Source organism: Streptomyces sp. NPDC046860 (assembly GCF_040645115.1).
Classification (GTDB): domain Bacteria; phylum Actinomycetota; class Actinomycetes; order Streptomycetales; family Streptomycetaceae; genus Streptomyces.
On the sequence record NZ_JBEYXQ010000020.1, the window covers coordinates 64,876 to 78,823 of the forward strand.

At 74.1% G+C, this 13,948-nt stretch carries 11 protein-coding genes; 10 read left to right on the plus strand and 1 reads right to left on the minus strand.

The genetic code is table 11. The features are described 5' to 3' along the window. Positions 1–46: 46 nt before the first annotated feature. Positions 47–442, plus strand: a complete 396-nt coding sequence (locus ABZ898_RS24650) for a ribonuclease domain-containing protein (RefSeq protein WP_361662828.1) — start codon at positions 47–49, stop codon at positions 440–442. A 74-nt stretch (positions 443–516) separates the two neighbouring features. On the opposite strand, the gene ABZ898_RS24655 is transcribed toward ABZ898_RS24650, so the two are convergent. Next, entirely contained in the window at positions 517–1,539 is a 1,023-nt protein-coding gene (locus ABZ898_RS24655; RefSeq protein WP_361662831.1) for a Gfo/Idh/MocA family oxidoreductase, read from the minus strand. Between the two features lie 119 nt (positions 1,540–1,658). On the opposite strand from ABZ898_RS24655, the gene ABZ898_RS24660 reads away from it, so the two are divergent. The 9 genes from ABZ898_RS24660 to ABZ898_RS24700 all read left to right on the plus strand — a co-directional run bounded on the left by ABZ898_RS24660 (position 1,659) and on the right by ABZ898_RS24700 (position 13,925). Further along, the gene (locus ABZ898_RS24660) at positions 1,659–2,408 is read left to right on the plus strand and encodes a GntR family transcriptional regulator (RefSeq protein WP_361662928.1); all 750 of its coding nucleotides are present in this window, start codon (positions 1,659–1,661) and stop codon (positions 2,406–2,408) included. A 198-nt stretch (positions 2,409–2,606) separates the two neighbouring features. Beyond that, a complete protein-coding gene (locus ABZ898_RS24665) occupies positions 2,607–3,623 on the plus strand; it encodes a sugar ABC transporter substrate-binding protein (RefSeq protein ID WP_361662834.1) in 1,017 nt (338 codons plus the stop codon). A gap of 98 nt (positions 3,624–3,721) precedes the next feature. Then, complete coding sequence (locus tag ABZ898_RS24670) at positions 3,722–4,696, plus strand: ABC transporter permease (protein WP_361662931.1); 975 nt, start codon at positions 3,722–3,724, stop codon at positions 4,694–4,696. Beyond that, a complete protein-coding gene (locus tag ABZ898_RS24675; RefSeq protein ID WP_361662836.1) occupies positions 4,693–5,484 on the plus strand; it encodes an ATP-binding cassette domain-containing protein in 792 nt (263 codons plus the stop codon). Before ABZ898_RS24670 ends, ABZ898_RS24675 begins: the two co-directional genes overlap by 4 nt. Positions 5,485–5,565: 81 nt before the next feature. Next, positions 5,566–6,711, plus strand: coding sequence for an ROK family glucokinase (locus tag ABZ898_RS24680; protein ID WP_361662839.1), 1,146 nt, complete (start codon positions 5,566–5,568; stop codon positions 6,709–6,711). Further along, on the plus strand, positions 6,708–7,289 hold the full coding sequence (locus tag ABZ898_RS24685) for a sugar kinase (protein ID WP_361662842.1): 582 nt from the start codon (positions 6,708–6,710) through the stop codon (positions 7,287–7,289). The genes ABZ898_RS24680 and ABZ898_RS24685 overlap by 4 nt, the downstream gene beginning before the upstream one ends. Before the next feature lie 94 nt (positions 7,290–7,383). Then, on the plus strand, positions 7,384–10,230 hold the full coding sequence (locus ABZ898_RS24690) for a DEAD/DEAH box helicase (protein WP_361662849.1): 2,847 nt from the start codon (positions 7,384–7,386) through the stop codon (positions 10,228–10,230). Then, the gene (locus ABZ898_RS24695; RefSeq protein WP_361662852.1) at positions 10,227–12,467 is read left to right on the plus strand and encodes an SWIM zinc finger family protein; all 2,241 of its coding nucleotides are present in this window, start codon (positions 10,227–10,229) and stop codon (positions 12,465–12,467) included. Before ABZ898_RS24690 ends, ABZ898_RS24695 begins: the two co-directional genes overlap by 4 nt. Positions 12,468–12,584: 117 nt before the next feature. After that, on the plus strand, positions 12,585–13,925 hold the full coding sequence (locus ABZ898_RS24700; RefSeq protein WP_361662855.1) for an alpha/beta fold hydrolase: 1,341 nt from the start codon (positions 12,585–12,587) through the stop codon (positions 13,923–13,925). The last annotated feature ends 23 nt before the right edge of the window (positions 13,926–13,948 follow it).

Genomic DNA, 13,948 nt, shown 5'->3' on the forward strand with positions numbered 1-13,948 from the left:
TCTCCGTCATTGACATGAACGCGTCTACGCGCGTCATTATGAACCCATGAGATTCCCCCCACGCACCACTCGTATCGGCGCCGCGGCGGCACTCCTCTCCGCCCTCCTCGTCGGCGGCACCGTCTCCGCGACCACCGCGGACGCGGCCGCCGCCTCGGTCGGCAGCATCTGCTACGGCGCCCTGCCGTCGCAGGCGCACGACACCCTGGACCTCATCGAGCAGGGCGGCCCGTACCCCTACTCCCAGGACGGCGTGGTCTTCCAGAACCGCGAGGGCGTCCTGCCCGGCCAGTCCTCCGGGTACTACCACGAGTACACGGTCATCACCCCCGGTGAATCCACCCGCGGCGCCCGCCGCATCGTCACCGGTCAGCGGAACGAGGAGGACTACTACACCTCCGACCACTACGCCACGTTCGACCTCGTCGACTACGGCTGCTGAACCCCCGCACCGCCCGCCCCGCGGTCCTTCCCCCCACATCAGGGGCCGCGGGGCGGGGCCATGTCCGGGGCGGCTCAGGTGTAGGAGGGCTCCACCCGGCCCGGCACCTCCGCCAGCGCCACCGCCCGCCGCTCGCGCCGCGAGATCTCGCACGCCTCGGCGATGCGCAGGGCCTGCAACGCCTGCCAGCCGTCGCACGGGTTGGCGCGCTCCCCGCGTACGACCTCGACGAAGGTGCGCAGTTCGGACTCGTACGCGGTGCCGAAGCGTTCGAGGAAGCCGGGCCAGGGTCTGTCGCACGGGGGCGGGCCGGTCGGCTCGGTGGAGGCGACCGGGGTGCGGTCGTCCAGTCCGACGACGACCGTGTCGAGTTCGCCGGACAGCTCCATCCGCACGTCGTATCCGGCGCCGTTCAGCCGGGTCGCGGTCGCCGTGGCCAGGGTGCCGTCGTCCAGGGTGAGCAGGGCCGCGCCCGTGTCGACGTCACCGGCCTCGCGGAACATCGGGGGACCGGCGTCGGAGCCGGACGCGTACACGTCGGTCACCTCGCGGCCGGTCACCCAGCGCAGCACGTCGAAGTCGTGGATCAGGGTGTCCCGGAACAGGCCGCCGGACAGCGGCAGCCACTCGCGCGGGGGCGGGGACTGGTCGGAGGTGAGGGCGCGCACGGTGTGCAGCCGGCCGAGGCGGCCCGAGCGCACCGCCTCGCGGGCGCCCACGTAGCCCGCGTCGAAGCGTCGCTGGAAGCCCATCTGGAGCACGGTCCCGGCGGCCGCGACCTCCGCGAGCGCGTGCAGGGTGCCGGGCAGGTCGAGTGCGATCGGCTTCTCGCAGAACACGGGCAGCCCGGAGCGGGCCGCCCGGCCGATCAGCTCCGCGTGCGCCGCCGTCGCCGTGGTGATCACCACCGCGTCCACGCCCCAGTGGAAGACCTCCTCCACGCTCGGCGCCGCCGTCTCGCCCAGCCGGTGCGCCAGTTCCTGCGCGCGTAACGGATCGGAGTCCGTCAGGATCAGCGATCCGACCTCCCGGTGGCGGCTCAGCGTGTTGGCGTGGATGGTGCCGATGCGGCCCGTACCGATGACCCCGATGCGCATGAAGACACATTGAGGGGGAACAACGTGAACCTGTCAATCCAAATGTCAGGACAACCGGACTTCACGACTTCCCGTCAACCGGTCGCCGGACTACGCTCGGGCCCGTGCCGAAACCTGATGTGGACCCGACCGCGCCGCTCGACCTCCGGGTGGACCGAAGCTCCCCGGTCCCCCTCTACTTCCAGCTCGCCCAGCAGCTGGAGGCCGCCATCGAGCGCGGCGCCCTCACTCCCGGCAGCCTGCTCGGCAACGAGATCGAGCTGGCCGCCCGGCTCGGCCTGTCCCGCCCCACCGTCCGCCAGGCCATCCAGTCCCTCGTCGACAAGGGCCTGCTGGTGCGCCGCCGGGGCGTCGGCACCCAGGTCGTGCACAGTCAGGTCAAGCGCCCGCTGGAGCTGAGCAGCCTCTACGACGACCTGGAGGCGGCCGGACAGCGGCCCGCCACCAAGGTGCTGGTCAACACGGTCGTCCCGGCCACCGCCGAGATCGCCGCCGCGCTCGGCGTCACCGAGGGCGGCGACGTCCACCGCGTCGAGCGGCTGCGGCTGGCGCACGGCGAGCCGATGGCCTACCTGGTCAACCATCTCCCGCTCGGCCTGCTCGACCTCGACACCGCCCGGCTGGAGGCGACGGGCCTGTACCGGATGATGCGCTCGGCCGGCATCACCCTGCACAGCGCCCGGCAGTCGATCGGCGCCCGCGGGGCCACCTCCGCCGAGGCCGACCGGCTCGCCGAGGCCGAGAACGCGCCCCTGCTCACCATGAGGCGCGTCACGTTCGACGACACCGGCCGCGCGGTCGAGTACGGCGACCACATCTACCGTCCGGCCCGGTATTCCTTCGAGTTCCAGCTCCTGGTGCGCCCCTGAGCCGTCCCGGGCCGCGTCACATTGTCCGGACAAACGCCCCATCAGGTGCGCCCCGGACATGTAACGAGTGTTCCTTGTGTTCGATACTGAAGTGTTTGGGGCAGGTGAAGGCACCGGCTGGACCCACGGCCGACGCGCTCGCCCGCCCCACGCGCACGTTGGAGCACCTCAGTACACGGCAAGAAGGGGCATGGCCTCGTGGCACGGTTTCAGAACCGGGTGGGCATGACGGTTGCGGGAGCGCTCGCGCTGCTCGCCTGCGTCTCGCTGACCGCCTGCAGCAGCACCGGCGGCAAGCGGGCCGAGGACGCCCGCAAGGCCGCCACGGCTCAGGGCAGGGCGGCGGTGACCACCCCCCGCTGGACCATCGCGATGATCACCCACTCCGGAGACGGCGACACCTTCTGGGACATCGTGCAGAGCGGCGCCAAGCAGGCGGCGGTCAAGGACAACATCAACTTCCTGTACTCGCACGACGACGAGGCCCAGCAGCAGGCGCAGCTCGTCGACGCCGCGATCGACAAGAAGGTCGACGGGATCGTCGTCAGCCTGGCCAAGCCCGACGCCCTCAAGGCGGCCGTGGCCCGCGCCCGCCAGGCCGGCATCCCGGTGGTCACGGTGAACTCCGGCTCGGCGCAGTCCAAGGCGTTCGGCGCGCTCAGCCACATCGGCCAGGACGAGACCATCGCCGGTGAGGCCGTCGGCGAGGAGCTGAACAAGCGCGGCCGCGAGAACGCCCTGTGCGTCCTGCACGAGCAGGGCAACGTCGGCCACGAGCAGCGCTGCGACGGCGTGGAGAAGACCTTCAAGGGCAAGGTCCGCAAGCTCTACGTCAACGGCACCAACATGCCCGACGTGCAGTCCGCCGTCGGCGCCAAGCTCCAGGCCGACCGGGACATCGACGCCGTCGTCACCCTCGGCGCCCCCTACGCCGACACCGTGGTGAAGGCCAAGGAGGACGCCGGCAGCAAGGCCGAGGTCGACACCTTCGACCTCAACGCCAAGGTCGCCGCCGAGCTGAAGGACGGCACCCTCGGCTTCGCCGTCGACCAGCAGCCCTACCTCCAGGGCTACGAGGCGGTCGACCTGCTGTGGCTCTACAAGTACAACGGCGACGTCCTCGGCGGCGGCCAGCCCGTGCTGACCGGCCCGCAGATCATCACCAAGGACCAGGCGGGCGCGCTCGCGGCGTACACCGATCGGGGCACCCGATGAGCACCACCACCGACACGCGGCCCACGCCGGGCCCGGCGCCGGGCGGCGATCAGCCACGCGACGAGAGGCTGCTGCGCACCTCCCCGCTGCGGGGGCTCATGTCCCGGCCCGAACTGGGCTCGGTCGTCGGCGCCCTCGCCGTCCTCGTCTTCTTCGCGGTCGCCGCCGACGGCTTCCTGCGCCCGTCCAGCATCAGCACCGTGCTGTACGCCTCCTCGACCATCGGCATCATGGCCGTACCCGTGGCCCTGCTGATGATCGGCGGCGAGTTCGACCTCTCCGCGGGCGTCATGGTCACGTCCTCCGCGCTGATCTCCTCGATGTTCAGCTACCAGATGACGGCGAACATCTGGGTCGGCGCGGGCGTCTCCCTGCTGGCCACCCTGGCCGTCGGCGCGTTCAACGGGTTCATGCTCACCCGCACCAAGCTGCCCAGCTTCATCGTCACGCTGGGCACCTTCCTCATGCTCACCGGCATGAACCTGGGCTTCACCAAGCTGATCGACGGCACCGTCTCCACCAAGTCCATCGGTGACATGGAGGGCTTCCCGAGCGCGCACGCCGTGTTCGCCTCGACGATCGGCATCGGCGGCGTCGACCTCAAGGTCACCGTGCTGTGGTGGCTCGGCCTGGTCGCCCTCGCCTCCTGGGTGCTGCTGCGCACCCGCGTCGGCAACTGGATCTTCGCGGTCGGCGGCAACGAGGACGCGGCCCGCGCGGTCGGCGTCCCGGTGGCCAAGACCAAGATCGGCCTCTACATGGGCGTCGCGTTCGGCGCCTGGGTCTCCGGCCAGCACCTGCTGTTCTCCTTCGACACCGTCCAGTCCGGCGAGGGCGTCGGCAACGAGCTGATCTACATCATCGCGGCCGTCATCGGCGGCTGTCTGATCACCGGCGGCTACGGCAGTGCCATCGGCTCGGCCGTCGGCGCCCTGCTGTTCGGCATGACCAGCAAGGGCATCGTCTTCGCCGAGTGGAACCCGGACTGGTTCAAGTTCTTCCTCGGAGCCATGCTCCTCCTGGCGACCCTGCTCAACACCTGGGTCCGCAAGCGCGCGGAGGCCACGAAATGACCGTCATCGAAGAGCGCACGCCCCTGGTCGAGCTGACCGGCGTCAGCAAGCACTACGGCAACGTCCGCGCCCTGGAGGGCGTCTCCCTGGAGGTGCACGCCGGGGAGATCACCTGTGTCCTCGGCGACAACGGCGCGGGCAAGTCCACCCTGATCAAGACGATCGCGGGACTCCACCAGCACGACGGCGGCACCCTGCGCATCGAGGGCGAGGAGACCCGGCTCGCCTCCCCGCGCGACGCCCTGGACCGGGGCATCGCCACCGTGTACCAGGACCTCGCCGTCGTCTCCCTGATGCCGGTCTGGCGCAACTTCTTCCTCGGCTCCGAGCCCCGCAAGGGCAAGGGCCCCTTCGCGCGCCTGGACACCGACCTGATGCGCCGCACCACCCGCGAGGAACTGCTGCGCATGGGCATCGACCTGCGCGACGTCGACCAGCCCATCGGCACCCTCTCCGGCGGCGAGCGCCAGTGCGTGGCCATCGCCCGCGCCGTCCACTTCGGCGCCAAGGTGCTCGTCCTGGACGAGCCCACCGCCGCCCTGGGCGTCAAGCAGTCCGGTGTGGTCCTCAAATATGTGGCCGCGGCACGGGACGCGGGCCTGGGTGTTGTGTTGATCACCCACAACCCGCACCACGCGCACCTCGTCGGCGACCGCTTCGTGCTGCTGCGCCGCGGCACCATGGTGGGCAACCACACACGCGAGGAGATCACCCTCGACGAACTGACCAAGCAGATGGCGGGCGGAGCGGACCTGGACGCTCTGCACCACGAGCTGAAGCGCGGCTGACGGGCGCGGGGCCGCGGGGATTCGCGGCTCCGCCCCCGACAGCGCCGCACTCGGCGTGAGCGTGAGGCACAATCGAGCCCGATGAGCACCTACCGCGACCTCGCCGCCCCCATCGGCTCCCGCCGCGCCCCCGTCCTGCGCACGGTGGGCACCCGGGAACGCCGCTCCCACCTGACCGCGCCCCGGGTGCCGACGGTCGGGATCGACATCGGCGGCACCAAGGTCATGGCGGGCGTCGTGGACGCCGACGGCAACATCCTGGAGAAGCTCCGCGCGGAGACGCCGGACAAGTCCAAGAGCCCCCAGGTCGTCGAGGACACCATCGTCGAGCTGGTGCTCGACCTCTCCGACCGGCACGACGTGCACGCCGTCGGCATCGGGGCGGCCGGCTGGGTCGACGCCGACCGCAACCGCGTGCTGTTCGCGCCCCACCTGTCCTGGCGCAACGAGCCCCTGCGCGACCGGCTCTCCGGCCGGCTGTCCGTGCCCGTCCTCGTGGACAACGACGCCAACACCGCGGCCTGGGCCGAGTGGCGCTTCGGCGCCGGGCGCGGCGAGGACCACCTGGTCATGATCACCCTCGGCACCGGCATCGGCGGCGCCATCCTGGAGGACGGCGCGGTCAAGCGGGGCAAGTTCGGCGTGGCCGGAGAGTTCGGCCACATGCAGGTCGTGCCCGGCGGCCACCGGTGCCCGTGCGGCAACCGCGGCTGCTGGGAGCAGTACAGCTCCGGCAACGCCCTGGTCCGCGAGGCGAGAGAGCTGGCCGCTGCCGACTCCCCGGTCGCCTACGGCATCATCGAGCACGTCAAGGGCAACATCGGCGACATCACCGGCCCGATGATCACCGAGCTGGCCCGCGAGGGCGACGCCATGTGCATCGAGCTGCTCCAGGACATCGGCCAGTGGCTCGGCGTCGGCATCGCCAACCTCGCCGCCGCCCTCGACCCCTCCTGCTTCGTCATCGGCGGCGGCGTCAGCGCCGCCGACGACCTGCTCATCGGCCCTGCCCGCGACGCCTTCAAGCGCCACCTCACCGGCCGCGGCTACCGCCCCGAGGCCCGCATCACCCGCGCCCAGCTCGGCCCCGAGGCCGGCATGGTCGGCGCCGCGGACCTCGCCCGGCTCGTCGCCCGCCGCTTCCGCCGCGCCAAGCGCCGCCGCGTGGAGCGCTACGAACGCTACGAGCGGTACACCCAGACCCGCCGCGACCGGGACACCGCATGACCACCTCGCTTCCCCACCAGGCGGCCCCGCCCGCCGAACCCCGTCCGTCGGGCGAGGACCCGCGCCACCGCGTCAAGCGCCGCGCCCTCACCCTGCTGATCATCGTGCTGCTCATCGGCGTACCGGCCGGCTACCTGGTGATCTCCGCCAACCAGAGCCGGGACAGCGGCAAGGACAAGGAAGCCAAGTACTCGGCCACCGGCCTCACCCCCGGCTGGCCCTCCAAGGTGCAGCGCCGCCTCTACCAGGTGCCCGTACCGCGCCCCGCCGACCGGCTCGCCTACTACGAGACCAACAACTGGAAGACCAGCCGCCTGTACGCGCAGTTCCGCACCAACAACGCGGGCCTGGACAGCTTCCTCGGCGCCCTCGGCACCCGCCGGGACCAGTTGAAGCAGGGCTCGGTCACCATCGGCACCCGCGACCGCCAGATCTCCGGCTGGGAGTTCGCCGGCCCCGGCCCGTGGGCCAGCTTCACCCACAAGCAGAAGAACCCCGCGCCCACCCAGGAAGTGGTCGTGAACATGTCCGACCCGCAGTTCCCGATGGTGTACGTGGTCTCGCGCACGGTGCCGTGACCGGACTCCACAACCCGTTGTCAGACCCCGCCCTTACAGTCGGAGAGAGTCGGTCCGGCACGGACGGGAGCACGGACGGGAGGTGACAGGACACATGAGCGACGGCACGGCCACGGCACAGGCCCCCACGACAGGCCGCACGTGGACCGGGGACGCGGTCCCCGCGCGCCTCGCCTGCGTGTACCTGCCCGCGCCCCTCCCGCGCGAGGCCCGCATCGCCTTCTGGGACCCCGAGGGGGACCCGCTGCCCGGCCCGGACGACCCCGGCGAGCTGACCGTCGTACGACCGCACGGCACCGGGGTGCGCCGCCGCCAGGTGCCCGCCCACACCCTCCCCCTCGCCGACGCCCTGCCCCTGCTGGTCAGGGCCCGGCACGACCCGGCCGCCCACCCGGCCACCGCCTGCTGGGGGGCCGCCGCGCTGCACGCCCTGCGCCTGGCCGCGCGCGGGCGCCTGCTGCCCGGCCTCACCCCGAGCGGGCACGACGCCTGGCGCGCCGGACCGCTGGAGCCCGACGACATCGCCCACCTGCGCGCGGTGGCCGCCGCCCTGCCGCCCGAGGGCCACGCCGTACCGCTGCCCGGACCCGGCCCGCTGACCCTGCCCGAGCCCGAGGCCCTGGTCCGCTCCTTCCTCGACGCCGTCGCCGACACCCTGCCGCGCACCCCCGCCGCCCCGCACACCAGCGGGCGCCCCTTCGCCGCCCGCGAGCCCCAGCCGCTGCCCGGCGCCCACGACTGGGCGGCCGAGGTCGCCGCGGGCATGGACGCGGGCGTGCGCGTCTCGCTGCGCCTGGACCTGTCCGGGTACAGCGTCTTCGACACCGGCGACGACGAGCGGGCGCGCGCGGCCGGCGCCGCCGTCGTCCAGGTGCACAGCCTGGCCGACCCCACCCTGGTCGCCGACGCCGCCGCCGTGTGGGCCGGGGACGCCGACGCCTTCGGGCCCCGCGCGCACGTGGACGCCGCCCTCGCGGTGCGGCGCGCCGCGCGCGTCTGGGCGCCGCTGGAGCGGCTCGCCGAGCAGGACGTGCCCGACGTGCTCGCCCTGAGCGAGGAGGAGGTCACCGACCTGCTCGGCGTCGCCGCGGCCCGGCTCGCCGCCGCCGGGGTCGCCGTGCACTGGCCCCGCGACCTCGCGAGCGACCTCTCCGCCACCGCCGAGGTCCGCACCGCGCCCGGCTCCGCGACCGACGGCACCGGGTTCTTCGAGAGCGAGGACCTCCTGAGCTTCCGCTGGCAGCTCGCGCTCGGCGGCGACCCGCTCACCGAGGCCGAGATGGACACCCTCGCCGAGGCCCACCGTCCGGTCGTCCGGCTGCGCGACCGCTGGGTCCTGGTCGACCCCGCCCTCGTCCGCAAGGCCCGCAAGCGCGAGCTGGGCCTGCTCGACCCCGTCGACGCGCTCGCGGTCGCCCTCACCGGCACCGCCGAGGTCGACGGCGAGAGCGTCGAGGCCGTCCCGACGGGGGCACTGGCCGCCCTGCGCGACCGGCTCACGGCGGGCATCGCGCCCGCTGAGCCCCCGGCCGGTCTCGACGCGACCCTGCGCGACTACCAGCTGCGCGGGCTCGCCTGGCTCGACCTCATGACCTCCCTCGGCCTCGGCGGCTGCCTCGCCGACGACATGGGCCTCGGCAAGACGATCACCCTCATCGCCCTGCACCTCAAGCGCTCCCGCCCCGAGCCGACCCTCGTGGTCTGCCCCGCCTCCCTGCTGGGCAACTGGCAGCGGGAGATCGAGCGGTTCGCGCCCGGCGTCCCCGTCCGCCGCTTCCACGGCGCCGACCGCACCCTCGACGGCCTCACCGGCGGCTTCGTCCTCACCACCTACGGCACCATGCGCTCCGCCGCGGAACACCTTGCGGACCGCTCCTGGGGCATGGTCGTCGCCGACGAGGCACAGCATGTGAAGAACCCGTACTCCGCCACCGCCAAGGCGCTGCGCACCATCAGGACCCCCGCGCGCGTGGCGCTCACCGGCACCCCGGTCGAGAACAACCTCTCCGAGCTGTGGGCCCTGCTCGACTGGACCACCCCCGGCCTGCTCGGCCCCCTGAAGTCCTTCCGCTCCCGGCACGCGCGCGCGGTGGAGAACGGCGAGGACGCCGAGGCGGTCGAGCGGCTCGCCCGGCTGGTCCGGCCGTTCATGCTGCGCCGCAAGAAGTCCGACCCCGGCATCGTGCCCGAACTCCCGCCCAAGACCGAGACCGACCACCCCGTCCCGCTCAGCCGCGAACAAGCCGCGCTGTACGAGGCGGTGGTACGCGAGTCGATGCTCGCCATCGAGGAGGCGGACGGCATCGCCCGCCGGGGCCTGGTCCTCAAGCTGCTCGGCGCCCTCAAGCAGATCTGCGACCACCCCGCCCTCTACCTCAAGGAGGAGCCGGCCCACCCCGACCGGCTCTCCGCCCGCTCCGGCAAGCTCGCCCTGCTGGACGAGCTGCTGGACACCGTGCTCGCCGAGGACGGCTCGGTGCTGGTCTTCACCCAGTACGTCGGCATGGCCCGGCTGATCACCGCCCACCTCGCCGACCGCGCCGTCCCGGTCGAGCTGCTGCACGGCGGTACGCCGGTGCCCGAGCGGGAGCGGATGGTCGACCGCTTCCAGTCCGGGGAGATCCCCGTCCTGGTGCTGTCCCTCAAGGCGGCGGGCACCGGCCTGAACCTCACCCGCGCGGGACACGTCGTGCACTTCGACCGCTGGTGGAACCCCGCCGTGGAGGAACAGGCCACCGACCGCGCCTACCGCATCGGCCAGACCCAGCCCGTCCAGGTCCATCGCCTGGTCACCGAGGGCACCGTGGAGGACCGCATCGCCGAGATGCTCACCGCCAAGCGTGCCCTCGCCGACGCCATCCTCGGCTCCGGCGAGGCGGCCCTCACCGAGCTGACGGACCGCGAGCTCACCGACCTCGTCTCCCTGCGGAGGCCGGCATGAGTTCCGGCGGGAGCGGTCCGGCGGAGGCGGCCCGAGAGGCGCTGCGCGCGGCTCGGGGCAGGGCCGAGGGTGAGCCGGGGGCGGCGGAGCGAGGGGTGTCTCCTGCTTCGGCTTCGGCGTCGGCTTCGGCGTCGGCCGAGGGCGCGCGTGCCGCGCTGCGGGGTGCCTCCGACGCCTCTGGTGCCCCCGGTGCCGCCGATGTCTCCGGCGCGGACTCCGCCGCCTCTCAAGAGCCCGAGGGGGAGGCTGCTTCCGGCACCGGCGGGGCCCGGCCCGGGGAGGTCGCCCGGGCCGCGTTGCGTGCCGCTGTCGCCGCCCGCCGCGAGGGAGCGGACGCGGACTCCACCGATGCCGATGCCGATGCCGATGCCGATGCCAGTTCTGGTTCCGGTTCCGGTGGTGATGCCGACGCGGACGACGCCGGTTCCGGTACGCCGCCCGCGCCCGCCGACCCTTCGCCGACCCCCGGCACCCCCGCCCCCGGCACCGCGCGCCCGGGCGACGTCGCCCGTGAGGCGCTCCGCGCCGCCCGCCGGGAGGCCGAGCTGCGTCCGCGCCGCCCCGCTCCGCGTGTCGTACCCGCGCCCGCGCCCGCCGAAGGCACCCCCCGCTCCGCCCGCGCTCAAGCCGCCCGCGACATGCGGGACTTCCTCAGCAACGCCTTCCGCATGCCCGACTGGGCCGACGACCCGGAGGCCCCCGAAGCCCCCGAAGCGACCGAGGCGCGCCCGTCCGACGGCACCCGCGAGCCCCTCGGCATGGCCGCCCTGCTGAAGGCCGCCCCGGCGGTCCCGCGCGACCGGGACCGGACCCCGCCCCACTCCGTCCCGGCCCCGTCCGACCCCTCGGCCCCGGCGCCGGACCCCGGAGCGGACCACCGCGCGCCCGAGTCCGGACACGAGCCGAGCGCCCCGGCGGTCACCTCCGCCCACCCTCACCCCGCCCACCCCGCGCCCGCCCAGATCCCCCCGTCCATGGCCACGCCCCACCGCGACGGCGAACACCGCCGCACCTTCCCGCCGTTCGCCCCGCGCCCCGAGTCGCACCACGAGTTCGCCGGCACCTGGTGGGGCCAGGCATGGGTCGACGCGCTGGAGCACACCGCGCTGGACGTCAACCGGGTGCTGCGGGGGCGGGGCTACGCCGACGCGGGCAACGTGGACGCGATCACCGTGACCCCGGGTCTGCTGCTGGCGTACGTGCGGGGGAGCCGCCCGCGGCCGTACCGGGTCCAGATGCGGCTGCGCACGCTGAGCGACGCGGACTGGGACCGCTTCCTGGAGGCCGCCGCCGACAGCCCCGCGCACATCGCCGCCCTGCTCGACAAGGAGCTGCCGCACACCCTGGCCGACCTCGGCGTCCCCCTGCTGCCCGGTCCCGGCGACCTCACCTCGCAGTGCAGCTGCCCCGACTCCGGCCGCCCCTGCAAGCACGCGGCCGCGCTGTGCTACCAGGCGGCCCGCCTGCTGGACGCCGACCCGTTCGTGCTGCTCCTGCTGCGCGGCCGGGGAGAGCGGGAGCTGCTGGACGCCCTGTCCCGGCGCAGCGCCGCCACCGCGGCCCGTGCCGCGCGGGAGCGGGGTCCGGCCGCGCTGCCCGGCGTACGCGCGTCGGAGGCCCTCGCCGGGCGGTCGCTGCCCCCGCTCCCGGCGCCGCTGCCCCCGCCCGCACACCCCGAGGCGCCCCCGGCGTACCCGGCGGCGCCCGGCGGCCCGGACCCGTTCGCCCTGGACCAGCTGGCCACCGACGCGGCCGCCCGCGCGCACGCGCTGCTCTCCACCGGCCGCGACCCGGTGGGCGGACTGACGCTGTGGCAGGACGCCGTGCGCCTCGCCGCCGCCCGCCCAGGCTCCGGCCTGACCGCCGCCACCCGCAGCCTGTACGCCACCCTCGGCGCCGCCGTGGACCGCACTTCCGCCGACCTGGCCCGCGCGGTCGCCGCCTGGCGGCAGGGCGGCCTCGCCGGGCTGACCGTGCTGGAGGAGCGGTGGGACCCGCCCGCGGGACGCTTCGACCGGGCCCGCCCGCTGCTGCTCGCCGCCGGCCTGCCCGCCTTCCGTCCGTGGCGCAACCGCCTCACCCACCCGGCGGGCCACGCCCAACTCCGCTTCGGCCAGGACGGGTTGTGGTACGCCTACGAGTCGGAGCCCGGCCGGGAGGACTGGTGGCCCCGAGGCGCCCCCGACCTCGACCCGGTCTCCGCCCTCACCACCCTGGACATACCGGACTCCCTCTGAGGGCCGCGGGCGTCCCGTGAAGACCGTGTGAGAGTTCCCCGTGATTTCCGGGGAGCCCCGTGCCGACCACCGGGCCCCCCGGCCCGGCGAGGCCGTCCGGGCGGTTAGCGTGGTGCGGTGAGCGAGAAGAAGACCCCCACCCTCCAGTACCGGTTCGACGGCCCGGAAGACGCCCCCGTACTCATCCTCGGGCCCTCCCTCGGCACGACCTGGCACATGTTCGACCGCCAGGTTCCGGAACTGGTCAAGCAGTGGCGGGTCCTGCGCTTCGATCTGCCGGGCCACGGCGGCGCCCCCGCCCACCCGTCCGGCTCGGTCGCCGAGCTGGCCACGCGCCTGCTGGCCACCCTGGACAGCCTCGGCGTCCAGCGCTTCGGCTACGCGGGCTGCGCCCTCGGCGGCGCCGTCGGCATCGAGCTGGCCCTGCGCCACCCCGAGCGCCTTGCCTCGCTCGCGCTGGTCGCCGCCTCGCCCCGGTTCGGCACCCCCGACGAGTTCCGTCAACGCGGCGTGATCGTACGTACGAACGGACTCGACCCGATCGCGCGAAGCGCGCCCGACCGCTGGTTCACCCAGGGCTTCGCCGCCGCCCAGCCCGCGATCACCGAGTGGGCGGTGCAGATGGTGCGCACCACCGACCCCGGCTGCTACATCGCCGCCTGCGAGGCGCTGGCCGCCTTCGACGTGCGCCCGGAGCTGGGCCGCATCGGGGTGCCCACCCTCGTGCTGGTCGGCTCCGAGGACCAGGTCACCGGGCCCGCCGAGGCCCGCACCCTGGTCGCCGGCATCCCGGACGCCCGGCTCGCCGTCGTGCCCGGCGCCTCCCACCTGGTGCCCGTCGAGCAGCCCGCCGCCGTCACCGACCTCCTCGTCCGGCACTTCTCCACCGCCTGGCAGCAGACCTTCGAGACCGGCCAGACGGCCCTCCCGGCCGCCGCCCCGGCCGCACAGGCCCCGGCCGCCCCGGCCCCCGTGGCCATGCCCGTCCCGGCCCCGCCGGCCCCCCTGGCGCCCCCGCGCACCCCGGCGGTCGCCGAGATCGCCACCGCCGCCGAGCCGCCACAGCCGGTCGCGCCGCCGGACCGGTACGAGACGGGCCTCAAGATCCGCCGTGAGGTGCTCGGCGACGCGCACGTCGAGGGTGTCCTCGCGCGGGCCGACGAGTTCTCCGGCGACTTCGAGGAGCTCGTCACCCGCTACGCCTGGGGCGAGGTCTGGGACCGCCCCGGGCTGGACCGCAAGTCCCGCAGCTGCGTCACGCTCACCGCGCTGGTCGCGGGCGGCCACCTGGACGACCTGGCAGTCCACCTCCGCGCCGCGCTCCGCAACGGCCTCACCCCGCAGGAGATCAAGGAGGTGCTGATCCAGGCGGCCGTCTACTGCGGCCTCCCGGCGGCCGACAGCGCCTTCCGCGTCGCCCAGCGGGTCATCCGCGAGGAGACCACCCCCGCCGAGTGAGCCCCCGCCCGTGTCCGGCGGCA

What these genes read in the sequence shown, in the direction of transcription:
- ABZ898_RS24650 (WP_361662828.1), top strand. Translation starts at nt 47, where the DNA reads ATGAGATTCCCCCCACGCACCACTCGTATCGGCGCCGCGGCGGCACTC.
- ABZ898_RS24655 (WP_361662831.1), bottom strand. Translation starts at nt 1,539, where the DNA reads ATGCGCATCGGGGTCATCGGTACGGGCCGCATCGGCACCATCCACGCC.
- ABZ898_RS24670 (WP_361662931.1), top strand. Translation starts at nt 3,722, where the DNA reads ATGTCCCGGCCCGAACTGGGCTCGGTCGTCGGCGCCCTCGCCGTCCTC.
- ABZ898_RS24675 (WP_361662836.1), top strand. Translation starts at nt 4,693, where the DNA reads ATGACCGTCATCGAAGAGCGCACGCCCCTGGTCGAGCTGACCGGCGTC.
- ABZ898_RS24680 (WP_361662839.1), top strand. Translation starts at nt 5,566, where the DNA reads ATGAGCACCTACCGCGACCTCGCCGCCCCCATCGGCTCCCGCCGCGCC.
- ABZ898_RS24685 (WP_361662842.1), top strand. Translation starts at nt 6,708, where the DNA reads ATGACCACCTCGCTTCCCCACCAGGCGGCCCCGCCCGCCGAACCCCGT.
- ABZ898_RS24690 (WP_361662849.1), top strand. Translation starts at nt 7,384, where the DNA reads ATGAGCGACGGCACGGCCACGGCACAGGCCCCCACGACAGGCCGCACG.
- ABZ898_RS24695 (WP_361662852.1), top strand. Translation starts at nt 10,227, where the DNA reads ATGAGTTCCGGCGGGAGCGGTCCGGCGGAGGCGGCCCGAGAGGCGCTG.